We start from the raw sequence: 21,960 nt of genomic DNA, 5'->3' as shown, positions 1-21,960 counted from the left end.
GCGGGCCGGCCGTTCCTGCCACGGCCGGGGGCGTGCCCGGCGGGGCGCGCGCACGCCGCAGGGGCCGGTCCGGTGGTGCGGGTGAGGGGACGCGGGCCGGCCGCGGTCCCAGTGTCCACGGAAGCGGCGCCCGTGCCTACCGCGTCTCCCGGGCGCCCGGGGGCATCCGCCGCGCCGGTCCACCGCCGGCGGAGGAGCCGGGACGGCCGCCCGCCGCGCACGCGGGCGGACGCCCCGGCCACTCACGCCGGGGGCGGGACGGGTGCGAACCGGTGGGGCCCGCCCGCCCGGCGTCCGGGAACCGCGTACCCCGCCGGACGCGCTCCGGCGGTGGCGGGGTACGGCGTGTGTCCCCGGCCGGCACGCGCCCCGGCCGGCGGGCGGGGAACAGCGGTCAGGGGTTGACGGCGAGGAACAGGAACGCCGCCAGCAGGACGAGGTGGACACCGCCCTGCAACCGGGTCGCCCGGCCCGGGACGATGGTGAGGGCGCTGACCACGATGGTCAGGAGGAGCAGCACCGTCTGCGTGGGCTCCAGGCCGAGCACCAGCGGCCCGTCGAGCCAGATCCCCGCCAGGGCGATGGCGGGGATGGTGAGGCCGATGCTCGCCATCGCCGAGCCGAAGGCGAGATTGAGGCTGATCTGGATGCGCTGCCGCAGCGCTGCCCGCACCGCGGCGAGCGTCTCCGGCGCCAGGACCAGCAGCGCGATGACGACACCGACGAACGACGGCGGGAAGCCGACGCTCCGCACGCCGGCCTCGATCGCCGGGGATTCCACCTTGGCCAGCCCGACCACGGCGACGAGGGCCACGACCAGCAGCGCCAGGCTGATCAGCGCGGCCCGCGCGCTCGGCGGAGCGGCGTGCTCCTCGGTCTCGTCCGGTTCCCCCTCCGGGGTGACGGGCAGGAAGAAGTCCCGGTGGCGCACCGTCTGGGTGAAGACGAACATGCCCCACAGGGCGAGCGAGGCGAGCGCGGCGAAGGTGAGCTGCGAGCCCGAGAACTCCGGCCCCGGGTGGCTGGTGGTGAACGACGGCAGCACCAGGCTCAGAGCCGCCAGGGTGGCCACGGTGGCCAGCGCCGCCCCGCTGCCCTCGGCGTTGAACAGCGTCGTCCCGTACCGCAACGCGCCCACCAGCAGGGAGATACCCGCGATGCCGTTGACGGTGATCATGAGAGCGGCGAAGACCGTGTCCCGCGCCAGCGTGGCCGTCTCCTCACCGCCGGAGACCATGAGGGTGACGATCAGCGCGACCTCGATGACCGTCACCGCGACGGCCAGGATCAGTGAACCGAACGGCTCGCCCACCCGGTGGGCCACCACCTCCGCGTGGTGCACCGCCGCGAGCACCGCACCGCCCAGGAGGAGCGCCACGAGGATCACCGGCAGTACACCGAGATCACGTCCCCAGGTGAGGGCGAGCACCACCAGGGCGAGCAGGGGAACGACGAGGGTCCAGGACGACAGCGCTGAGCGAAGGCGAGTGCGGGCCATTGCACAACCTTTACATATGGTGGTGCTCTGCCTGCTCACCGGGTCGCCGGCCGGCCCTCGGCGGACCGCGCCCTCCAGGGCTCGGCCGGGCGCCTCGTCCGCCGGACGGCAGGGGAACGGGGCCCCGCGGGCCCGGGCGTGCCGCCGTGGGTGTGCCGCGCCGTCAGCCCTTCTTGCGGGCCACCCCGGCCCAGTAGTACGCGGCCCGTGGGTCGGTCGGCTCCTCCTCCGGGCGCCAGGCCATCACCGGTACCACGCCCGGCTCCAGCAGCTCCCAGCCGCCGAAGAACTCCTCGACCTGGGCCCGGGTGCGGGGAACCAGCGTCATCTGGCCCCGGGCGGCGGCCTCCACGACCTCGCGCATGGCCCGCGGGTCGAAGTCCTGGGAGGGGTGGGTGAGCGCCACCTCGCTGCCGGGCGGCAGGGCGTCCAGCAGGGCGGCCACCGTCGCCCACGGGCGGTCCTGGTCCTTCAGCAGCATCAGGACCGCCACCAGCAGCAGCCCGACGGGCCGGTCGAAGTCCAGATGGCCGGCCACCCCCGGGTGCGCCAGCAGCTCCTCCGGCCGGCGCAGGTCGGCCTGGACGTAGACGGTGCCGCCCCCCGGGGCGGCCTCCATGACGGCCCTGGCGTGGGCCTGCACGATCGGGTCGTTGTCGACGCAGACCACACGGCTGCCGGGGGCGGCCAGCTCCGTGACGGAAGGGGTGTCCCCCGGGGCCGGGACACCGGCCCCGATGTCGAGGAACTGGCGGATGCCCGCCTCCCCGGCCATCTGCCGGATCGCGCGCCCCAGGAACCTGCGGTTCTCCCGGGCCATCGTGCGGATGCCCGGGATCGCCAGCTCGAACGCCCTGCCCAGTTCCCGGTCGGCCTCGAAGTTGTTGCTGCCGCCGAGCCAGTAGTCGTACATCCGGGCGGAGTGGGCGACGCTGGTGTCGATGCCCGTGGGGAGGGCCTTCTGATCCGTCATAACACCTGCTTCGTCAGGGGTGGTTGAGCGTTTCTGCCGGGTCTCGGCAGCCGAGCGTAGCGGCCCCGCCCCCGTGCATGTGCACGGTACGGCGGAACGGCGGGCTCCGGCCCTGCCCGCGCTCCGCCGCCGCGTGGACCGTTCCTCAGGCCCGCCCCGCCGGGGGGCCGGACGCCGTACGCCCGGCCGCCCCGGGTGGGAGACGGCCGGGCGTGAACGGCGGCTGCCGGGGATCAGACCAGGCCCTGGGCGAGCATCGCCTCCGCGACGATCTCGAAACCGGCGATGTTGGCGCCGGCCACGTAGTTGCCCGGCCGGCCGTACCGCTCCGCCGTCTCGTGACAGGAGCCGTGGATGTGGGTCATGATCTCCCCGAGCCGCTCCTCGGTGTGGGCGAAGGTCCACGAGTCCCGGGACGCGTTCTGCTGCATTTCCAGCGCGCTGGTGGCCACACCGCCCGCGTTGGCCGCCTTGCCGGGCCCGAACGCGACACCCGCCTCCTGGAACACCCGCACCGCCTCAGGGGTGGTGGGCATGTTCGCGCCCTCCGCCACGGCGAGCACGCCGCCGCGGACCAGGGCGGCCGCGTCGGAGGCGGTCAGCTCGTTCTGCGTGGCGCAGGGCAGGGCCACGTCGCACGGCACCTCCCACACACCGCCGCCGGCGACGAAACGGGCCGCCGGGCCGCGCCGCTCGGCGTACTCCGAGATCCGGCCGCGGTTCACCTCCTTGACCTCCTTCAGCAGCGCGAGGTCCAGGCCCTTCTCGTCGACGACGTAACCCGAGGAGTCGGAGGCGGTGATGACCTCGGCGCCGAGCTGCTGCGCCTTCTCCGCGGCGTAGATCGCGACATTGCCGGAGCCGGAGACCGCGACCCGCTTGCCCGCCAGCTCCTCGCCGCGGGCGCGGAGCATCTCGGCGGTGAACATCACGCAGCCGTACCCGGTGGCCTCGGTGCGGGCCTGTGCGCCGCCCCAGCCGAGCCCCTTGCCGGTGAGGACGCCGGACTCGTGGCGGTTGGTGATCCGCTTGTACTGGCCGAACAGGTAGCCGATCTCCCGGCCGCCCACGCCGATGTCACCGGCCGGCACGTCGGTGTACTCGCCCAGATGGCGGTAGAGCTCGGTCATGAACGACTGGCAGAACCGCATGACCTCCGCGTCGGAGCGGCCCTTGGGGTCGAAGTCGCTGCCGCCCTTGCCGCCGCCGATCGGCATACCGGTGAGCGCGTTCTTGAAGATCTGCTCGAACCCCAGGAACTTGACGATGCCGAGGTTCACCGAGGGGTGGAAGCGCAGTCCGCCCTTGTACGGCCCGAGCGAGCTGCTGAACTCCACCCGGAAGCCGCGGTTGACGTGGACCTCCCCGGAGTCCGCGGTCCACGGGACACGGAAGATCAGCTGCCGTTCCGGTTCCGCTATCCGCTCCACGATCTTCGCCTCGGCGAACTCGGGGCGCCGGGCCAGGACCGGGCCCAGCGTCTCCAGCACCTCCCGGACGGCCTGGTGGAACTCCGCCTCCCCGGGGTTGCGCCGCAGGATCTCGCCGTAGAGTGATTCGATCATCCGGTCCTGTCCGGGACGGGGTGGTGCCTGTGCGGTGGTGCGCGGCTCCATCAGTTCTCGCTCCTTCTCCCGACATGCGGCCGTGCGGGGGGCGTCATGTCGTCTCCGGGGACGACGCCTCGTCGTTGAAGCGTGCCGTGCGTCGTGGCCGCCGGGACGGTGATCAGCGATGAGTGATCGGTGACAGCCACTGGTGCGATTATGTCTGCCCGCTCCGGGCGGCCCGGCGCGCTGATCGGTACGGACACCGTGCCACCCCGTTCACTGGGCCGGTGGACTGCCTCTTCTGTGCGATCGCCGGCGGGCGGGCCGCCGCCCACCGGATCTGGGCGGACGGCACGGCCGTGGCCTTCCTGGACAGCCGGCCGCTCTTCCCCGGCCATGTGCTGGTGGTGCCGCGGCGCCACGCCGCCACCCTCACCGAGCTGACCGAGGAGGAGACCGGGCCGTTCTTCCTGCGGGTGCGGCGGATCACCCGCGCGGTGGAGCGCGCGACGGCCGCCGCCGGCTCGTTCGTCGCCGCCAACAACCGGGTCGGTCAGTCCGTCCCGCACCTCCATGTGCACGTCGTTCCGCGCAACCCGCGGGACGGGCTGCGCGGCTTCTTCTGGCCCCGCGGCCGCTACGCCTCCGAGGAGGAGGCCGCGGCGGTGGCCGCCCGGCTGCGGGCGGAACTGGACGGCGCGGACTGACGGGCGGGTACCGGCGGACGCGCCCGGCGCGGCCCGGCCACCGGCCGCCCTCAGCCGAAACGGGACGCCAGCCGCCCGTAGAGCCCCGGCGCCGCGCCGCGCAGCCGCGCCGGGACGCGCAGCCAGGCCGGCACGAACACCTCGGGGCGGCCGTGCTCCACGGCCCGCAGCACGGCCCGGGCCGCCCGCTCCGGTGCCACCGGGCGCGGCCGGGCCCGGTCATAGGGCGCGCCGCGCCGCTCGAAGAACGGGGTGCCGATCGCGCCGGGCAGCACCACCGACACCGTCACGCCCGTCCCCGGCAGCTCCTGGCGGAGACTGTCCGCGAAGACGGTGAGACCGCCCTTGGCCGCCGCGTAGACGCTCTCCCCGGCCACCCCCACCGTCCCCGCGACGGAGCCCACCAGCACCACCTGGCCGTGGCCGCGCCGCACCATCGCCGGCAGCAGCTCCCGCACCAGGTGCAAGGTGGCCAGGAAATCGACGGCCACCACCTGGTCCAGCGTCTCGGCCGGCATCTGGGTGAACCGGCCCTTCCAGCCGATGCCGGCGTTCGCCACCAGCAGGTCCACCCGCCCGGCGGCCTCGACGGCCCGCCCGGCGAGGGCGCGGCAGCCCTCCGCCGCCGACAGGTCGGCGCGGAGCGCGGTCCCCCCGGTGGCGGCGGCGACCTCCGCCAGCCGCCGCTCGTCCCGGCCGCTGAGCAGCAGCCGCCGCCCGCCGGTGGCGGCCAGCAGCCGTGCCACGGCCGCGCCGATACCGGAGGAGGCCCCGGTCACCAGCGCCACGGGCGGGGTGTCCGCCCTGCCGGCGGGCGGGGCGCCGGCCGGAGCGCACTCGTGCGAAGTCATGACGGGAAACCTCCGGAACCGGAACGGTGGTGCGGGCGAGGTGGGGCGGGGTGGGGAATCCGGGCGGCGGCGGGCGGCTCTCCGGGGGCGGTGGGCGGTGGCTCGGGCCCGCCGGCCGCCGGTGCCGGGACGGGCGGGGCGCCGTCCGGCGCCGGGCGCCCGCCGCCGGGGGCGAAGCGCACCGGCAGCGCGGCCGGGCAGCGGGTCCAGGGCGAGGGCCGCCAGGCCGGTTCCTCCGCCGGTGCCGCGAGGGTGACCCCGGGCAGCGCGCGCAGCGCGGTCTCCACGGCGGTCCGCGCGATCAGCCGCGCGGTCACCTGCGCCGGGCAGGCGTGCGCGCCGGCGGAGAAGGCCAGATGGGCGCGGTTGCCGAGCAGGCCGTCGGGGTCGGCCGGCCGGACGGAGGGGTCGGCGCCGGCGGCGGCCAGCCCGAGGACCAGGGCGTCGCCCCGGCGGATCGGACGCCCGCCCAGCTCGGTGTCGTGCAGCGCGAAACGGGCCGGGAGCACGGCCAGCGGCGGATCCTGCCACAGGACTTCGTCCAGCGCCTCGTCGACACCGAGCCGCCCGCCGTGCAGCCGGCCCCGCAGCCGCCGGTCGGTCAGCATCAGCCGCAGGGTGTTGGCGATCCACGCGGTGGTCGTCTCGTTGCCCGCCGAGATCATGACGACCATGGAGCGCAGGACCTCGGCGTCGTCCCGCAGATCGGGATGGGCGAGGAAGGCGGAGGTCAGATCGGGCCGGGGGGCCGCGCGGCGGTCCCGCACCAGGACGGTCAGGATCTCCTCGAAGCGGCGCGCCGCGGGCGCGGACCGGTCGCCGGAGAGCAGTGCGGACCGGGCCCGCAGCAGCTCCCGCGCCTCGGACCGGTCCAGGCCGAACAGCCCGCCGAGAGCGAGCAGCGGCACCGTCCGCGCGTACTCGGCGACCAGGTCGGCGGTGCCGCGCCCGGTGAACGCCGCCAGCAGCCCGGCGCAGACGGCCTCCACCGAACGGCGCATGCGGCGCTGATCGGCGGCGGCCATGGCGTCCACCAGGGGCCGGCGCAGCCGCTGGTGTTCGACACCGTCCCGCCCGGCGACGGTGTCGCGGTGCGCCATCATCGGCAGCAGCGGCGAGTCCGGCGGGACGGCGCCGCCGGCCAGGTCCCGCCAGTGGCGGGCGTCGCGGGAGAAGGTCTGTTCCTGCCGGGTCACGGCGAGCACCTCCCGGTAGCCCAGCACCAGCCAGCCGGGCAGCCCGGCCGCCAGCTCGACGGGGGCGACCGGCCCCCACGCGGCGCGCAGCCGCTCGTACGCGGCCGGGGCCCCGGCCCCGGTGAGGGAGCGGAGCGGTACGGGCGGGGCGGCCGCGCCGCCGGTGTGCGGGCCGGTGCGCGGGGCGGCGTGCGCGGCCACCGCGGGGTGGGCCGGGCAGCCGGGGGGCGTCTCGGTGGTCATCGGTGCACCTCCGGTGCGGCGGTGGCGGAGACGTACTCCACGAGGGCGATCAGGGCGTCACGGGCGGAGCGGCGCCGGCGGGCGTCACACACCACGACCGGTGTCCCGGGCAGCAGGTCCAGGGCGCGGCGCAGATCCCCCGCGGTGTGGTGGCGGGGGGTGTCCGGGAAGTGGTTGACGGCCACGGCGAACGGCAGCCCGCGCAGCTCCAGCTGTTCCAGCACCTCGAAGCTGTCGGTCAGCCGGCGGGTGTCCACCATCACCAGGACCCCCAGCGCGCCCTCCGCCAGCCCCTCCCACAGATCCCAGAAGCGCCGCTGGCCGGGCGTGCCGAAGAGGTACAGCACCAGACCGGGGTTGAGGGTGACGCGGCCGAAGTCCAGCGCCACCGTGGTGGTCGTCTTCCCGGCCAGCCCGGCGAGGTCGTCGACCCCGGCGCTCTCCTCCGTCATCACCTCCTCGGTGCGCAGCGGCGCGATCTCGCTGACCGATCCGATCAGCGTGGTCTTGCCGACCCCGAACGCCCCGACGACCAGCAGCTTCACCGCCCGTTCCACGGTGTCGGGCAGATAGCGCCCGGTGGCCGGCGGCACCGGCTCCGCCAGGGGGCGCGGCTCGCGGGGGCCGGCGGGCTCAGCGGAGCCGGCGGAGACCATCGAGCACCTCCCGCAGCAGGTCGCCGTCGCTCCGCGCGGCCGGGGGGACGCCCGTCCGGGCCGTGAGATGCCCGGCGTCCACCAGGTCCGAGGCGAGAACGGTCACCGTGGACACCGGCAGCCCCAGATGGGCCGCGGCCTCCGCCAGGGACAGCAGCCGGGAGCACATCCGCAGCAGTGCCCGCTCCTGGCGGCTGGCCGAGACGGGCAGTTCCTCCTCCCGGCCCGCGGCGACGACCAGGGTGTCCAGCGCGACCGTGTTCCGGCTGGGGCGGGCCCGCCCCCCGGTGAGGACGTACGGCCGCAGCGGCGAGTCCCGGTACTCCCGGGGCCCGCTCATGAGACGGCGCCCTGGCGGGGCGGGGCCGGCAGATGGCTGCCGATCCGGTTGACCTGGACGCGCATCTGCTGGGCGATCAGCCGCGGATCCACCGCGGCGTCCGTGACGACGGCCAGGTGGGAGCCCTGCCCGGCGGCGACCACGAAGAGGAAACCGCCCTCGAACTCCACCATCTGCTGGAGCACGTCCCGGGTGCCGCTGCCGAACTCCCGTCCCAGCCCGCGGGCGAGGGACTGCAGACCGCAGCAGGCGGCCGCGAGCCGGTCGGCGCCCTCCCGGCCGGTGCCCTCGGAACGGGCCATCGGCAGGCCGTCGGCGCTGAGGACCACCGCGTGCCATACCCCCGGCACCGAGGCGACGTCCGCCACCATCCAGTCCCGGCCGGCGGGGCTGTCCATCCGGGGCGTCATGCGGTCCCTCCCGTCACGTCGTCGGTGGCCGGGCGCCCGGCGTGCCGCGGGCTCCCGGTGCCGGGGGCCGCCGTGGTGCGCGGGGCGCGTGCCCCGGCTGCGCGGGGGGCCTGCTCCGCTGCCGGGTCTCCGGCGGGCTCCTCCCCGCCGCCGGGGCCGCCGGGTCCCGGCGACGGCGGAAGCGTGATCGGAGCCGCGGGGGCCGCCGGGGCCACTTGGGCCGCGGCGCGAAGGGCGGAGACGCGGCGCCACGGGCCGGGGCCCGCGGCGGGCCGCCCGCGCCGGCCGCGGCCCGCGGGGCGCGGGACGGCGGGACCGGCGGCGGACGGGGCATCCGGGGCGTCCGGGCCGGAGGGGCTCTCCGGGCCGGAGGGGCCGGAGGTGCGGGTCGGGCCGGCCGGGCCGTCCGGCGGGGACTGCGCCGTGACCGGCGCGGGCGGCCCATCCAGCAACGGTCCCTCCGCCGCCGGTCCCTCCGCCGCCGGTCCCACCGCCGCCGGCCCCGCCGGCGCCGGCCCGGTGGGCACCACGCCGGCCGGGCCGGGCACGTCCGGTCCGTCCGGGACGCCCCCGTACTCCGTTCCGGCCGCGCTCGTGAGGTCCGCCCCTCCGGGGGCGTACGTGCGGCCGGTGCCGGTGCCGGTGCCGGTGCCGGTGTGGCCGGGGGTGCCGGTGACCTCCGGGAGGCCCGGGCCGCCGGTGCCGCCCTCCGCGTCCGGCCCGCCGGGTACACCCGCGGCGGGCCCGTCCTGACCGCGCTCCGGCGGGTCCCCGGCGGCGAGGCGGGTGCCGTCGTCCGCGTCCGGGGTGGCCGGGACGGTGCCGTTCGGTCTCCCGTCGGGGCCCGCGTCCGGCACCCCGGCGTCCTCCGGCCGGTGGCCGGCGGGCGCACGGCCGCCGGCGAAGAGGGCGCCCATCCACGCCCCGGCGCGCTCGGGGGAGAGGGACGCCGGCTGCTCCTCCGCCGTGGCGCCCGCGGCACCGGTGACGGGGGCGGGACCGGTCAGCCCGGTGAGGGCCGACACGGGGGGCACCGCGGCCCGGTGCCGTGCCGAGCGGCGCTGCGGCAGCCCGGTGCCACCGGAGGCCGCGACGGTCCCCGCGGGTACCGCCACCTCGCCGGCCGGGCGCCGCGAGGCGGGTACGGTGGCCGGCTCCAGGGCCCGCAGCAGCACCGCCGGCACCAGTACGACGGCGCGTACCCCGCCGTACGGCGACGGCAGCAGGTCCACCCCCAGCCGGTGCCGCTCCGCGTAGCGCCCGACCACGGCCAGCCCGGTCTGCGGGACCTCCCCCAGATCGGCGAAGCCCAGCAGCCGCCGGCCGGAGGCCACCTCCCGGGCCCCCTCCAGCGCGTACTCGTCCATGCCCAGGCCGGCGTCGTCGATCTCGACGACCGCTCCCCGGGTGACGGTGCGGACGGCCACCTCGACCTGGGTGGTCGGCGGGGCGCACTGGGTGGCGTTGGCCAGCAGTTCCGCCACGACGTGCACCAGTGGCTCCACGGCCTCCGCCGCCACCGCGACCTCCTGGTCACCGCAGACCCGCACCCGCTGATACGCCGTGATCCGGGACGCGCCCGCGCGGACCACGTCCACCAGAGCGTGCGGCTTCTGCCAGCGCTGCCCCGGCCATTCGTCGCACAGCACCGCGAGGCTCTGCGCCAGCCGCGCCTGCTGCGCCGCCGCGTGGTCGCCCCGCATCCCGGCCTCCAGCACGTCGGGGTGGCCGGAGTGGTGGGTCTCGAGGGCGGCCATCTCCTCCTGGATGCGGTGCGAGGACGCCTGCACCCGGCGGGCCAGCGCCACCACCACCAGCCGCAGCGACTCCTCGCGTTCCCGGACGGCCCGCACCGCGGCGGTGGCCGTGGCCAGCACCCGCTCATGGCCCTGGGCCGTACCCGGGTGACTCTCCCCGGGGCACGCGGCCGGCACCCGTGCTCCCGCGAGCGCGGCCGGCAGCCGGACCTCGGCCAGATGACGGACCGTTTCCTCCCGCCGGACGTCCTGACGGGCGCAGAAGTCCCGCCACTCGGCGTCGTGCCGTGCCGCCTCCTCCCGGGCGGCGTGGGCGTCCCGCTCGGCGCCGCGCAGCATCGCCAGCGTCCGTTCGAAGAGGGCGACGAGGAGACCGGCGGTCAGGGCGTGGCAGGCCAGGGCCCAGCCGGCGGACAGACCGCCCGCCCACGGATCCGTGACGGCCACGGCGGCCAGCAGCAGGGCGGCCGCGCGGACGAGCCGGCGGCGGGAGAGAAGGGAGACGGACGCGGAGAGCAGGGCGGGGGATCGGACCATGGCACACCTCGGGAACGGGCGGACGGCGGACGGCGGGGGCGGGCGGGTGGCGGCACCGCCCCCGGTATCCGGGCCACCGGCGGCCGGGGCGCCCCGCCGGTGCGGTCCGTCCCCGTGACGCCGGTGCCGCCCGCGCCGTCCGGGCGGGGCGGCGCGCTCCTGCCGGCCGTGCCGTTCCTGCCCGCCGCGCCGTCCGGGCCGCGCGTGTCCTCCGGGCCGGGGAGCCGGGTGCCGGGCCGATCGGCGCCCGGCCGGGCCGTCCCCCGGGACGGCGGCCGGTACTGGGGCCGGGCCGCAGCGGGAGACGCCGGCCGGCCCCGGCTCCCGGAGCCGGGCGCGCGGTCGCGGCCCGGGCCGCCGGTGGGCGGCGGGCAGGGGAGGGCGTACCGGACGGGCACGGATCTCGGGTCCACGGAGGCGAGCATAAACCCCTGTTCGGGGCAAACATCTTAAATTATCGCAGCTCAGGGCGGGTTTCGGACGGGTGGCCGAGCCCTCGGGCGCACCCGCCGCTCCTCCCCGGACCGCGATGGGGGAGGATGCTGCCGAACAGGGCGACGGGAACCAGGAAGCCGGTGCGACTCCGGCGCGGTCCCGCCACTGTGACCGGGGAGCGGACCCCTCCGTGCCACGGCCCCCACGGGCCGGAAGGCGGGGCGAGCCACGATCCGGCAGCCAGGAGACTGGCCCGTCGCCGATCCACGGCCCGGGGCGAGGACACCCCAGGAAGGATCGGTGATCATCCGTGCGGTACGAGGACGGCGGGTCCGGGTGCGGCCTGCCGGGGCGGCGATCCGGGAGGGAGCCCGCCCGGCGCGGTTCCGGGGCGGCGAACGCCGGTCCGGCCGACGCCCCCGGAAACCCCGTGGCCCCCGCAGCCACCCTGACCCCAGAGGCGCCCGGGACCACCGGGACCGGGGAAGCGCGGGCGGCGCCCGGAGAGCCCGGGGCGGTGGCGGGGGAGCCCGGACCCGCGGCCGGAGCACCGGGGCCCGGGGTGGGACCGGCCGGCTCCGCGGCCCCGGCGGCCGGAAGCGATCACGACCACGGTGGCGGCTCGTGCCACCGCGTGGTCACCGTGGTCGGGATCGGCGCCGACGGCTGGGACGGTCTCGGGCCGGCCGCCCGCGAGGCGCTGCGGGGCGCCCGGGCCGTGCTCGGCGGCGCGCGCCAGCTCGCCCTGCTACCCGCCGACTGCGCGGCGGAACGGGTGCCCTGGCCGTCGCCGCTGCGCCCCGCCCTGCCGGGGCTGCTCGCCGCGCACGCCGGACGCGGCCTGTGCGTCCTCGCCAGCGGCGATCCCATGTTCCACGGCATCGGCCGCGCTCTCGCCGAGACCGTGGGCGCGGCGCGGCTGCGCGTGCTGCCGCAGGTCTCCTCCGTCTCCTACGCCTGCGCCCGGCTCGGCTGGCCGGTGGAGGGAACGGCGGTGGTCAGCCTGGTCGGGCGGCCCGTCGCGGAACTCTCCGCCGCGCTGCGCGCCGGGCGGCGGCTGCTCGTCCTGAGCGCCTCCGCCGCCACCCCCGCCGAGGTGGCCGCGGAGGTGCGGGAGCGCGGCTACGGGCCCAGCCCGATGACGGTGCTCGAGCAACTGGGCGGGCCGCGGGAGCGCCGCCTGGACGGTACCGCCGGTACCTGGGCGCACCCGCCCGGTGACCCCCTCAACGTCGTCGCGGTCGACTGCCGGCCCGCGCCCGGCACGCTCCGCCTCGGGGCCGTCCCCGGGCTGCCGGACGCCGCGTACGAGCACGACGGGCAGCTGACGAAGCGTCAGGTGCGGGCGGCCACCCTCGCGGCCCTCGCCCCCGCCCCCGGTGAGCTGCTGTGGGACGTCGGCGGCGGCTCCGGCAGCGTGGCCGTCGAGTGGATGCGCGCCGGGACCGGCTGCCGGGCCGTCAGCGTGGAGCGCGACCCCGGGCGCGCGGACCGCATCGGCCGCAACGCGCGGGCGCTGGGGGTGCCCGGGCTGCGGGTGGTCACCGGTACCGCGCCCGCGGCCCTGGACGGGCTGGAGCCCGGTCTCCGGCCCCCGGACGCCGTGTTCGTCGGCGGCGGGCTGACCGCCCCCGGGCTGCTGGAGACGTGCTGGGCGGCGCTGCCGCCCGGCGGCCGCCTGGTCGCCAACACCGTGACCCTGGAGTCGGAGGCGCTGCTCGCCGTCTGGCACCGGCGGCACGGTGGTGAACTCGTGCGGATCGCGGTCTCCCGCGCCGCGCCGGTGGGCGGCTTCACCGGCTGGCGCCCGGCGATGCCGGTCACCCAGTGGGCCGTCACCAAGCCCGCGCCCGCGGACGGAACCGAGCGAGGAGAAACGTCGTGACGGTGTACTTCATCGGGGCCGGACCCGGCGCCCCCGACCTGATCACGGTCCGCGGGCAGCGCCTCCTCGCCTCCTGCCGCGTCTGCCTCTACGCCGGCAGCCTGGTGCCGCGCGAACTGCTCGCCGTGTGCCCGCCCGGCGCCCGGCTGGTGGACACCGCCCGGCTCGACCTGGACCGGATCACCGGCGAACTGGTGCGCGCCCACCGGGAGGGGCACGACGTGGCCCGGCTGCACTCCGGCGACCCGTCCGTCTTCAGCGCGGTGGCCGAGCAGATGCGGCGGCTGGACGCGGCCGGCGTGCCGTACGTGATGGTGCCCGGGGTGCCGTCGTTCGCGGCGGCGGCCGCGGCCCTCGGACGGGAGCTGACGGTGCCCGCGGTCGGGCAGACGGTGGTGCTCACCCGGATCGCCCGGCAGGCCACACCGATGCCCGAGCACGAGGACCTGGCGACGCTGGGCCGCAGCCGCGCGCTGCTCGTCCTCCATCTCGCCGCCCGGTACGCGGACGCGGTGGTGGCCGAACTGCTGCCGCACTACGGGGCCGACTGCCCGGCCGCGGTGGTCGCGTGGGCCAGCAGGCCGGACGAGCTCGTGCTCCGCGGTCCCCTGGGCACGATCGGAGACCAGGTGCGCGCGGCCGGGGTGACCCGCACCGCGGTCATCATGGTCGGGCGGGTGCTGGGCGCCGGGCAGTTCCCCGACAGCCACCTGTACTCGGCGGGACGCGACCGCGGCGCCGGGCCGTCCGGTTGCCCGGCGCCGTCCGGCAGCCCCGAGCCACCCGGCCACCCGGAGCCGTCCGGTCGCCTGGACCCGTCAGGCCCCCCGCCGGCCCCGTCCACCGGGGGCGCGGGCCCGTCCGGAGTCGGTGGCGCCGGCGGCCGGGACGGCGGTCCAGCGGGGGGACCGGGACCGGTGGGCCGGTGAGCCCGGTGTGCCCGCTGTGCCCGGCCGGGGGCCGGGCCTCCCGCCCCGGAGCGGACGGCCCGTGCCGGAAGGCCGCCCCGCGGATGGGCGCCGCCGCCCCGACCGCCCGGCGGGCGCCCGCCGGGGCTCAGTCCTGCCGCGCGGCCCCTCCCGCCGTGCCCCGCTCCGGCGGACCGGCGGGGGCCGCCCGGCCGACGACCACGCCCGCGCGGTCCACGCAGAGGACGTCGACGGTGACCGGCGCGCCCCGCAGCACCCCCAGCGCCGTGGCGCGCGCCGCCTCCGCGACCCGGTCGCCCAGCGCCACCCCGCCGGCCGCACACAGCCGCAGCGCCTCCAGTCCCGTTCCGGCGGCCGCGACGGCGCCGGCCAGGTCCTCGCCGGCGCCCGCCTCGCGGGCGAGGGCCGCCAGGTGGCGCGGGTCGACCTGGGAGCGCCCGGAGTGCAGGTCGAGGTGGCCCGCGGCGAGCTTGGAGAGCTTGGCGAAGCCGCCCGCGATCGTCAGCCGGTCCACCGGGTGGCGGCGGAGGTACTTCAGCACCGCCCCGGCGAAGTCGCCCATGTCCAGCAGCGCGTCCTCCGGCAGCCCGTGGACGGCCGCGGCCGTGCGCTCGGAGGTGGCACCGGTACAGCCCGCCACATGCGTGCGCCCGGCCGCCCGCGCCACGTCCACCCCGCGCCGGATGGAGTCGATCCAGGCCGAACAGGAGTACGGCACGACGATCCCGGTGGTGCCCAGGATCGAGAGCCCGCCCACGATGCCCAGCCGCGGGTTCCAGGTGGAGCGGGCGATCTCCTCCCCGTCGTCCACCGAGAGTTCGATCTCCAGGTCGCCGGGGGCGCCGTGGCGCGCCGCCACCGCGGCGGCGTGCTCGCGCATCATCCGCCGCGGCACCGGGTTGACGGCCGGTTCCCCCACGTCCAGCGGCAGCCCCGCACGGGTCACCGTGCCCACGCCCGGACCGGCGCGGAAGACCACCCCGGCGCCCGGCGGCAGCAGCCGGACGGCCGCCCGGACCAGGGCGCCGTGGGTGACGTCCGGGTCGTCGCCGGCGTCCTTGACCACCCCGGCCATGGCCCGGCGCACCGGCCCGTCCGGTCCCGGCTCCTCGCGCAGCTCCTCGGCGGCGAGGGCGAAGGCGGGCGTCTGCCCGCCGGGCAGGGTGACGGTCACGGGGTCCGGGAAGCGGCCGGTGAGCAGGGCGGTGTACGCGGCGGTGGCCGCGGCCGTGGCACAGGCCCCGGTGGTCCAGCCGGGCCGCAGCCCGGAGCGCTCCAGCTGCCCGGCCCGTCCGCCGCGCGGGGACGCGGGCGGCGTGGCCCCGCCGGAGGCGGGCGCACGGCCGGCGGGTCCTCCGGATCCGGACGGGCCTGCGGGGCCGGGAGAGCCTACGGGGCCGGGAGAGCCGGCGGGTTCGGGAGAGCCGCCGGATCCGGACGGGCCCGCGGGGCCGGGGGAGCCGGCGGGGCCGGCGGGTTCGGAGGGGGTCATGGAGCGCTCCGGGTGGCGGACGGTGCGGGGGGCGGCACGGCGGTGGCGCGGCGCGGTGGGCGGTGCCCGGGGATCGCGCCCCGGGTGTACCGGGCGCACCGGCCGCCCGGGGCCGGGGCCCGGCCGCCGGTGGCGGGAGGAGGACCGGGCGTGCGGCGCCACGTCCTGATCCTGGGCGGCACCGGCGAGGCCCGGCGCCTCGCCGGGATGCTGGCCGGCGGCTCCGGCCCGCGGGTCACCAGTTCACTCGCCGGACGGGTCGCGCGGCCCCGGCTGCCCGCCGGCGAAGTGCGCGTCGGGGGCTTCGGCGGCCCGGAGGGCCTGGCCCGCTGGCTGCGTGAGCAGCGGGTGGACGCGCTCATCGACGCCACTCATCCCTTCGCGGACACGATCACCCGGCACGCGGCCCGTGCCGCCGCCGACGCCCATGTTCCCCTGCTGGTGGTGCGGCGGCCCGGCTGGGTGGCCGGCCCGGGTGACGACTGGCGCCCGGCCGCCTCCCTCGACGCCGCGGCACGTCTCCTCCCCTCGCTGGGCGGCCGCGTCCTGCTCACCACCGGGCGCACCGGGCTCGCCGCCTTCGCGGGCCTGACCGGCCCGTGGTTCCTCATCCGCACCGTCGACCCCCCGGACCCGCCGCTCCCGCCCCGCCACCGGCTCCTGCTCGCGCGGGGGCCGTTCACCCTGGACGGCGAGCGGGAACTGCTCCGCGAGCACCGCGTCGACGTCCTGGTGACCAAGGACAGCGGCGGTGACGCCACCGCCGCCAAGCTGACCGCCGCCCGCCTCGCCGGCCTGCCGGTGGTCCTGGTCCGGCGGCCCGAACCACCGGCCGGGGTGCCGCTGGTGACCGGGGAGGACGAGGCCCTGGAGTGGCTGCGGGAACGCTTCGGCTGACCGCTCACCGGCCGGTCCCGGAGCACCGGACCCCGCGGCGCCACCCGCCGGACCGGTCACGGCCGTGAGGGGTCCGGCGGGTACCGCCGCGGGGTCCAGGCGACCTCGGAGCCGTCGCCCCGCCGGGCCGTGCGGGTCCGGGACGAGCCGACGAGCAGGATGGTGCGCATGTCCACCCGCTCCGGCTCGAGGCCGGCCAGTGGCACGATCCGCACGCTCTCCTCCGGGCCGCCCACGTCCCGCGCCACCACCACCGGCGTGTCCGGCTTCCGGTGTTCCAGCAGTACCTCCCGCGCCTCGGCCACCTGGTGGACCCGGCTGCGGGAGGCGGGGTTGTAGAGCGCCAGCACCAGATCGGCGGCGGCCGCGGCGCGCAGCCGGCCGGCGATCACGTCCCAGGGCTTCAGCCGGTCGGAGAGGGAGATGACCGCGTAGTCGTGGCCCAGCGGGGCTCCGGCCCGGGCGGCCGCCGCGTGCGCGGCCGTCACCCCCGGCACCACCCGGACCGGCACCTCGCGGTACGGATCGCCGGCCGCCGCCTCCAGCACGGCGGTCGCCATCGCGAACACCCCCGGGTCGCCGGAGGAGACGACGGCCACCCGGCGCCCCCGGCGCGCCAGTTCGAGGGCGAACTCGGCGCGCTCGGCCTCCACCTTGTTGTCGGAGGCGTGCCGCCGCCGGCCGGGGCGCGGGGGCACCCGGTCGAGATACGTGGTGTAGCCGACGAGGTCCTCGGCGCGGGCCAGCGCGCCGCGCGCCTCCGGGGTCAGCCAGAGCGGCCCGGCGGGACCGAGCCCGACGACGACCACCTCACCGGGACCGGACCCGGCCGCCTCGTCGGGGGTGGCCGGCACACCGGCGGGGAGCGGTTCCCCGGACGCGGTGGCGCCGGCCGGGGAGGCGGCGGTGGCGCCGGCGGTGGCCGGCGGGACGGCGGAGGGGGTGGCGGACGCGGGTACGGCCGCGCGCCGGTCCGCCGGGGCGGAGAACCCCGCCGCCGGCCGTGCGCCGGGCACGCCCGCGGGAACGGGGGGCGCATCGCCCGGAATGCCGCCCCCCGGGACCTCGCCGTCCCCGGGCCGGCCGGCCGGGTCACCCGTCCCCCCGGCGGACTCCATGGGGGAACCCGCGCCGGGCCGGCCGGGGGAGAGAGGACCGGCTCCGGCGCCCTCCCCGGGCCGTTCGGGCCCGGGCGGTCCGGACGGCCCGGGGGGCGGGACCGCGGCCACCCGGCTGGGGAGCACGGCCAGGGAGAAGTACGGCACCGTGGCCGGGTCCACCCCGGCCAGCGGAGCGGTCCGTTCCGCGTCCGTCGTGGCGCGTTCCACGTACCGGGCCTCGTCCAGCCGGCCCGCCCGCTCCAGGGCCCGCCGGACGGACGGGAAGGTGCGGCCCAGCTTCAGCACGGCCGCCGCGTCCGCCGCGGCCAGCCGCGCCGTCAGCTCCTCCTCCGGCAGCGTGCCGGGCAGGACGGTCAGCACCTCCTCGCCCTCCACCAGCGGGGTGCCCAGCCGCGCGGCGGCCGCGCTCACCGAGGTCACCCCGGGGACCACCTCGGTCGGATAGCGGTCGGCGAGCCGCTTGTGCATGTGCATGTAGGAGCCGTAGAACAGCGGGTCGCCCTCGGCGAGCAGCGCCACCGAGCGCCCGGCGTCCAGGTGCGCGGCGAGCCGGGCGGCGGCCTCGGCGTAGAACTCCTCCAGCGCGCCCCGGTAGCCGCCGGGGTGGTCGGTGGTCCCGGTGGTGACGGGGTAGACGAGCCGCTCCTCGAGCTGGCCGGGGCGGAGGTGGCGGGCGGCGATGGCCCGGGCGACGCTGCGGCCGTGCCGGGCGCTGTGGTACGCGACCACCTCCGCGCCGGTGATCACCTCCACGGCGCGCAGGGTCATCAGGGACGGATCGCCGGGGCCGAGCCCCACGCCGTAGAGACGGCCGGTGGAGCCCCCCGTCCCGGCTTCCGCCCCGGCTTCCGGTCCGGCGGCCGGGCGGGGGGCCGTCTCCGGGTGCCGCCGGTCGTGCCGGTCGTGGCGGTCCTCCCGGTCCTCCCGGCCGGGGCCGGTCACCGGCGCCCGCCGGTCCGTGGCGGGCGGCCCGGCGTCCGCCGTGGGTGCCGGGCGCCGCTGCTGCTGCTCGCTCATCGGGACTCCGTAGGTTGTCGGGCGGCCCGGGAGGGCCGGGGTGGGGCGGCTCCCGTCCGCGGGGAGAAACGGAACTCCCGCGGACACGGAACAGGCGGAACGAACGGAACAGTGCGCGGGAGGCCGGTTCGGCGCCGGGCCGCACGGGCGGTCCCCGCGAACCGGCCGCGCGTCACTCCTCCTCGCTCGCCATCGCGTTGATCGCGGCGGCCGCCATGGCGCTGCCGCCGCGCCGCCCCCGCACCACCAGGTGGTCGAGGCCCGACGGGTGGGCCGCCAGTGCCTCCTTGGACTCGGCGGCGCCGATGAACCCCACCGGGACGCCGACCACCGCCGCCGGCCGGCCCGCCCCCTCGCCGACCAGCTCCAGCAGCCGGAAGAGGGCGGTCGGGGCGTTGCCGACGGCGACCACCGCGCCCTCCAGCCGGTCGCGCCACAGCTCCAGCGCGGCGGCGCTGCGCGTGGTGCCCAGCCGGCGCGCCAGCTCCGGGACCGAGGGGTCGGCGAGGGTGCACACCACGTCGTTCCCGGCGGGCAGCCGCCGGCGGGTGATCCCCTCGGCCACCATCCGCGCGTCGCAGAGCACGGGCGCGCCGGCGAGCAGGGCCGCCCGGCCGCGCGCCACGACGCCCGGGCTCCAGGCGAGATCGCGCACCAGGTCGGTCATGCCACAGGCGTGGATCATGCGCACGGCGACCCGGGAGAGGTCCGCCGGCAGACCGCCGAGGTCGGCCTCGGCTCGGATGGTGGCGAAGGAGGCGCGGTAGATGGCCGCACCGTCCTTCTCGTACGCGTAACCGGTCACAAGGTCCTCGCTCGTGTGATGGTGCCGTGGTCCGGCGGGCCGCCGTCCGCCGCCCGGCGGTGGCCCGGCAGGGGCGCCGGGAGGGTCCGGGAGGCCCGGTCCCGCGGCGCCGGGCCGGCCGCCCGCGGCGGCGGGGGCGGTGCCCGGGCCGGTGGAGGGGGCGTCCGCCCCGTGGCCCCGGCCATCGCCCCGTCCGCCGTGCGTTCCCGGGCAGGGGCCGGGGGTTCTCCTCCGCGTGCGGCCCGGGGGCGCGTGGCCGGCTCCGGGGACGCCGGGGGCTCCCGGGGCACGGGAGGCGCCGTCCGGTCGCGGCGGGGGAGAGTCCGGGCGCCCCGCGGACGTGGCACCGGGGGGAGGGGGCGGTGCGGCGGGCGCGGGCGGGGAGCCCGCGCGGGCGGACGCGACGGCCGCCGCGAGCCGCTCGCCGGGGGGCACCTCGGGCGGGTCGGCCAGTTCTCCGGCGGGTGCCCCGGCCGGGGCACCCGCGAGGCTCACCCGGTAACCGCCGCCGGTCGCCACGACGTCCACCCACGGGCCGTTCCCCGCGGGGCGGCCGCAGCGGCGTTCGCAGCCGGACCAGTACACCGGCAGGAGGGCGGGGGCGCCGGGCGCCGCCGCGTCCGGCGGCTCCGCCTCCGGGCTCCGGTGTTCCGGCCTCCCCGTGTCCGGCGGGGGCGTGGCCCGTACGGCGTGCGCGGCGTCCGCGCGGACGTCGGCCAGGGACGTGGCGCAGCCGGGGCGTCCGGTGCAGGCGCCGACCCCGGACCACGGGGAGCCGGGGGAGGTCAGGAGCCCGGCCGCCGCCAGCCGCCGTGCCGCCTCCGCGACGGCGTCCCGGGGCAGTGCGGGGAGGACCACACCCCGCCAGGGGGTCGTCCGGAGTTCCGGCCGGCCGGAACGCTCGGCGGTGGCCGCGAGCAGCCGCCAGGCGCGGGCCGGGTACCGCCCCAGCGGGGCCGTCACGGAGAGCGCGTACCGGCCGTCGGGCCCGGCGACCGGCCCGGCCGGCGGCCCGGACGGGTCGCGTGCGGGGTCCACCGGCCGCGGCCGGCCCGGGGCGTACGGGGAGCGGCCGCCCGGCTCCGCGGTGCCGGTGGCGCCGTCCGCGGCTCCCCCCGCCCCGGCGACCGCTGCCGGGGCCGGGCCGCCGGGACGCGTCCCGTGATCCGTCCCGGGCCCGGTGGCGGACGGGGGGCGGGAGCACGGGATGCCGACGCGGTGGAGACGGTGGCTCAGCGCCGCGCCGTCCAGGGGGTGTCCGGCGGGGGCGGGCGGATCGCCGGGGGTGCCGGCGGGGGAGGGGGCGCCCGGCGCGGCGGGGAGGTCGCGGACCCGCCAGGCCCGGGTGGCACGCCCGGTCTCCGGGTCCGGCCCGGCCGCCGCCGCGGCCTGAAGAAACGCTTCAGCGGCGGTGAGTGCCGCCCGGGCGGCGTCCCGGGCGGCGATGCGCAGCCGGGCGCCGCCCGCGCCGATCCGCAGCTCCGCCCGGCCGGCCGGCAGTGCGACGATCGTCACATCGGCGTCGAGCGCGGCGACGTCCCCGCGCCCGTCGTCCAGGGCGAAGAGGAAACGCCCGGACAGCGCCGCCATGGCCGGGTCGGAGCAGAGCAGCGCGTCCAGGGAGCGGACCCACTCCGTGGTGTCCGCGAACCCGCCGCCGTCCAGCCCGGACAGGGGCGACATCACCAGGTTCCGCACCCGTTCGTGGCTCTCCGACGGCAGCAGTCCCCCCGCCCGCAGCCGGTCCCCGAGTTCGCTTCCGCAACCGTCCGCCAGGCCGCGCACCTGGACGTTGCCGCGCCCGGTGAGGTCGAGGTGGCCGTCTCCCATCTCCTCGGCCATGTCGGCGAGGGCATGGGCCTGACGGGAGGTCAGCAGCCCGCCCGGGAGCCGGATCCGGGCCAGCGCTCCGTCATCCGCCATGTGCAGGCGCAACGCGCCGGGGCAGGCGTCCTCGGCGCGCTGCCGGGGCGGTCCGGGCAGGCCGCGGCGAGGGGGTACGGGGGAGGGCATGGCGGCGAGCATACAGACGCCGGTGAGCCGCGCGACCAGGCGGAGAAGTCCCGCCGGCCCCTCCACGGGCCGGGCGGGGGAGGGGCCGGCCGGGCCGGGACCCGCGGAGAGCGGCCCGGCGGGCCGGGCCACGGCGGACCGTGGCGGAACCGGTGCCGCGCCGCCGCGGCGCGCCCCCCGGGCGATGGCCCCGGCGGCCGGATCCCGGCGGGAGGCGCGGTCGCCGGACCCGCTCCGGCCGGTGTCCCGGGGCCGGCCGGGGAGACCGGTTCGGCCGGGTGTGCGGCGGTTCGCCCGCTCCGGCGCGGACGCGGCGCCGCCCGTCCCGCTCGCGGGGCCCGGTGCCGCGCGCCGCCGCCCTGCCCTACGATGCTCACCGTCGGGCCCCGAGCGGGCCCGGCGACGCCATGGACGGCGCCAGGGGAGGAAGCCGGTGCGAATCCGGCACGGTCCCGCCACTGTGAACCCGGCAGCGTCACCGCCGGGTGAGTCAGGAACTCCCGCCGTCCCCACCGACCCGGGGCGAGGACCCCGAGGAAGGCTCGCCGCCGCATGCGCACTCGGCCATGGAGCGGCCGGTTCCGCCGGTCCCGTTCCCGCCCCCTCACCTGCCGCCTCGCCCACCGCCGTGCCCTGGCGCGCGCCGTC

The 21,960-nt window shown here is 78.6% G+C and carries 16 protein-coding genes, 2 pseudogenes and 2 riboswitches; of the genes and pseudogenes, 4 read left to right on the top strand and 14 right to left on the bottom strand.

All coding sequences use genetic code 11. The features are described from left to right. Window positions 1-394: 394 nt before the first annotated feature. From HCK00_RS19595 to HCK00_RS19580, 4 genes are all read right to left on the bottom strand, one after another. A complete protein-coding gene (locus tag HCK00_RS19595; RefSeq protein WP_168103305.1) occupies window positions 395-1,498 on the bottom strand; it encodes a calcium:cation antiporter in 1,104 nt (367 codons plus the stop codon). Window positions 1,499-1,661: 163 nt separating this feature from the next. Then, the gene (locus tag HCK00_RS19590; protein ID WP_168103304.1) at window positions 1,662-2,471 is read right to left on the bottom strand and encodes an SAM-dependent methyltransferase; all 810 of its coding nucleotides are present in this window, start codon (window positions 2,469-2,471) and stop codon (window positions 1,662-1,664) included. 233 nt (window positions 2,472-2,704) lie between these two features. Next, the gene (gene gdhA / locus HCK00_RS19585; protein WP_168103303.1) at window positions 2,705-4,087 is read right to left on the bottom strand and encodes an NADP-specific glutamate dehydrogenase; all 1,383 of its coding nucleotides are present in this window, start codon (window positions 4,085-4,087) and stop codon (window positions 2,705-2,707) included. Further along, window positions 4,087-4,227 (bottom strand): hypothetical protein, encoded by a 141-nt coding sequence (locus HCK00_RS19580; protein ID WP_168103302.1) that lies wholly within the window; start codon window positions 4,225-4,227, stop codon window positions 4,087-4,089. The genes gdhA and HCK00_RS19580 overlap by 1 nt, the downstream gene beginning before the upstream one ends. Window positions 4,228-4,308: 81 nt before the next feature. Here HCK00_RS19580 and HCK00_RS19575 point away from each other — a divergent pair, with 81 nt between their 5' ends. Further along, window positions 4,309-4,728, top strand: coding sequence for an HIT family protein (locus tag HCK00_RS19575; RefSeq protein WP_168103301.1), 420 nt, complete (start codon window positions 4,309-4,311; stop codon window positions 4,726-4,728). 50 nt (window positions 4,729-4,778) lie between these two features. On the opposite strand, the gene HCK00_RS19570 is transcribed toward HCK00_RS19575, so the two are convergent. Genes HCK00_RS19570 through HCK00_RS19545 form a run of 6 tightly spaced genes read right to left on the bottom strand, consistent with a single transcriptional unit; the run spans window position 4,779 to window position 10,718 of the window. Then, window positions 4,779-5,579 (bottom strand): SDR family NAD(P)-dependent oxidoreductase, encoded by an 801-nt coding sequence (locus HCK00_RS19570; RefSeq protein ID WP_168103300.1) that lies wholly within the window; start codon window positions 5,577-5,579, stop codon window positions 4,779-4,781. Next, window positions 5,576-7,018, bottom strand: coding sequence for a cytochrome P450 family protein (locus tag HCK00_RS19565; protein ID WP_240965700.1), 1,443 nt, complete (start codon window positions 7,016-7,018; stop codon window positions 5,576-5,578). The genes HCK00_RS19570 and HCK00_RS19565 overlap by 4 nt, the downstream gene beginning before the upstream one ends. Next, window positions 7,015-7,674, bottom strand: a complete 660-nt coding sequence (locus HCK00_RS19560; RefSeq protein WP_168103299.1) for a GTP-binding protein — start codon at window positions 7,672-7,674, stop codon at window positions 7,015-7,017. Before HCK00_RS19560 ends, HCK00_RS19565 begins: the two co-directional genes overlap by 4 nt. Then, window positions 7,652-8,014 (bottom strand): DUF742 domain-containing protein, encoded by a 363-nt coding sequence (locus tag HCK00_RS19555; RefSeq protein ID WP_168103298.1) that lies wholly within the window; start codon window positions 8,012-8,014, stop codon window positions 7,652-7,654. The genes HCK00_RS19560 and HCK00_RS19555 overlap by 23 nt, the downstream gene beginning before the upstream one ends. Further along, entirely contained in the window at window positions 8,011-8,412 is a 402-nt protein-coding gene (locus HCK00_RS19550; RefSeq protein WP_168103297.1) for a roadblock/LC7 domain-containing protein, read from the bottom strand. Before HCK00_RS19550 ends, HCK00_RS19555 begins: the two co-directional genes overlap by 4 nt. 8 nt (window positions 8,413-8,420) lie before the next feature. Next, on the bottom strand, window positions 8,421-10,718 hold the full coding sequence (locus HCK00_RS19545) for an ATP-binding protein (RefSeq protein ID WP_168103296.1): 2,298 nt from the start codon (window positions 10,716-10,718) through the stop codon (window positions 8,421-8,423). A 540-nt stretch (window positions 10,719-11,258) separates the two neighbouring features. Further along, window positions 11,259-11,405: riboswitch (cobalamin riboswitch) on the top strand. A gap of 382 nt (window positions 11,406-11,787) precedes the next feature. On the opposite strand from HCK00_RS19545, the gene cbiE reads away from it, so the two are divergent. Together cbiE and cobM are read left to right on the top strand one after the other, a co-directional pair. After that, window positions 11,788-13,038 carry a precorrin-6y C5,15-methyltransferase (decarboxylating) subunit CbiE gene (gene cbiE / locus HCK00_RS19540; RefSeq protein ID WP_168103295.1) on the top strand — a complete coding sequence of 417 codons (1,251 nt, stop codon included), beginning with the start codon at window positions 11,788-11,790 and terminating at the stop codon, window positions 13,036-13,038. Then, window positions 13,035-13,778, top strand: a pseudogene (gene cobM / locus HCK00_RS19535) (precorrin-4 C(11)-methyltransferase); the annotation flags it as partial. The gene cbiE and the pseudogene cobM, both read left to right, overlap by 4 nt. A gap of 316 nt (window positions 13,779-14,094) precedes the next feature. Here cobM and HCK00_RS27795 read toward each other — a convergent pair. After that, window positions 14,095-15,459: a cobalt-precorrin-5B (C(1))-methyltransferase gene (locus HCK00_RS27795; RefSeq protein WP_240965699.1), complete on the bottom strand. Its 1,365-nt coding sequence runs from the start codon at window positions 15,457-15,459 to the stop codon at window positions 14,095-14,097. Between the two features lie 207 nt (window positions 15,460-15,666). On the opposite strand from HCK00_RS27795, the gene HCK00_RS27790 reads away from it, so the two are divergent. After that, complete coding sequence (locus HCK00_RS27790; RefSeq protein ID WP_240965732.1) at window positions 15,667-16,356, top strand: cobalt-precorrin-6A reductase; 690 nt, start codon at window positions 15,667-15,669, stop codon at window positions 16,354-16,356. 56 nt (window positions 16,357-16,412) lie between these two features. Here the strand turns inward: HCK00_RS27790 and cobJ are convergent, their stop codons facing one another. The 3 genes and pseudogenes from cobJ to HCK00_RS19510 all read right to left on the bottom strand — a co-directional run. Beyond that, a complete protein-coding gene (gene cobJ, locus HCK00_RS19520) occupies window positions 16,413-18,245 on the bottom strand; it encodes a precorrin-3B C(17)-methyltransferase (RefSeq protein ID WP_240965729.1) in 1,833 nt (610 codons plus the stop codon). 421 nt (window positions 18,246-18,666) lie between these two features. Further along, window positions 18,667-19,299, bottom strand: a complete 633-nt coding sequence (locus HCK00_RS19515; protein WP_168103331.1) for a precorrin-8X methylmutase — start codon at window positions 19,297-19,299, stop codon at window positions 18,667-18,669. A gap of 807 nt (window positions 19,300-20,106) precedes the next feature. After that, a pseudogene (locus tag HCK00_RS19510) lies at window positions 20,107-21,222 on the bottom strand (ferredoxin-like domain-containing protein); the annotation flags it as partial. Window positions 21,223-21,735: 513 nt separating this feature from the next. After that, a riboswitch (cobalamin riboswitch) is annotated at window positions 21,736-21,812 on the top strand. Window positions 21,813-21,960 lie beyond the last annotated feature (148 nt).

The sequence above is a fragment of the Streptomyces zingiberis genome, from assembly GCF_012034935.1.
GTDB lineage: Bacteria > Actinomycetota > Actinomycetes > Streptomycetales > Streptomycetaceae > Streptomyces > Streptomyces zingiberis.
Note: the sequence above shows the minus strand (reverse complement) of the source record. Positions and strands in the feature narration are given on the sequence as shown.

Coding starts and splice junctions, on each gene's coding strand:
- HCK00_RS19595 (WP_168103305.1), bottom strand. CDS start 1,498: ATGGCCCGCACTCGCCTTCGCTCAGCGCTGTCGTCCTGGACCCTCGTC.
- HCK00_RS19590 (WP_168103304.1), bottom strand. CDS start 2,471: ATGACGGATCAGAAGGCCCTCCCCACGGGCATCGACACCAGCGTCGCC.
- gdhA (WP_168103303.1), bottom strand. CDS start 4,087: ATGGAGCCGCGCACCACCGCACAGGCACCACCCCGTCCCGGACAGGAC.
- HCK00_RS19570 (WP_168103300.1), bottom strand. CDS start 5,579: ATGACTTCGCACGAGTGCGCTCCGGCCGGCGCCCCGCCCGCCGGCAGG.
- HCK00_RS19565 (WP_240965700.1), bottom strand. CDS start 7,018: ATGACCACCGAGACGCCCCCCGGCTGCCCGGCCCACCCCGCGGTGGCC.
- HCK00_RS19560 (WP_168103299.1), bottom strand. CDS start 7,674: ATGGTCTCCGCCGGCTCCGCTGAGCCCGCCGGCCCCCGCGAGCCGCGC.
- HCK00_RS19555 (WP_168103298.1), bottom strand. CDS start 8,014: ATGAGCGGGCCCCGGGAGTACCGGGACTCGCCGCTGCGGCCGTACGTC.
- HCK00_RS19550 (WP_168103297.1), bottom strand. CDS start 8,412: ATGGACAGCCCCGCCGGCCGGGACTGGATGGTGGCGGACGTCGCCTCG.
- HCK00_RS19545 (WP_168103296.1), bottom strand. CDS start 10,718: ATGGTCCGATCCCCCGCCCTGCTCTCCGCGTCCGTCTCCCTTCTCTCC.
- HCK00_RS27795 (WP_240965699.1), bottom strand. CDS start 15,459: ATGACCCCCTCCGAACCCGCCGGCCCCGCCGGCTCCCCCGGCCCCGCG.
- HCK00_RS27790 (WP_240965732.1), top strand. CDS start 15,667: ATGCTGGCCGGCGGCTCCGGCCCGCGGGTCACCAGTTCACTCGCCGGA.
- cobJ (WP_240965729.1), bottom strand. CDS start 18,245: ATGACCCTGCGCGCCGTGGAGGTGATCACCGGCGCGGAGGTGGTCGCG.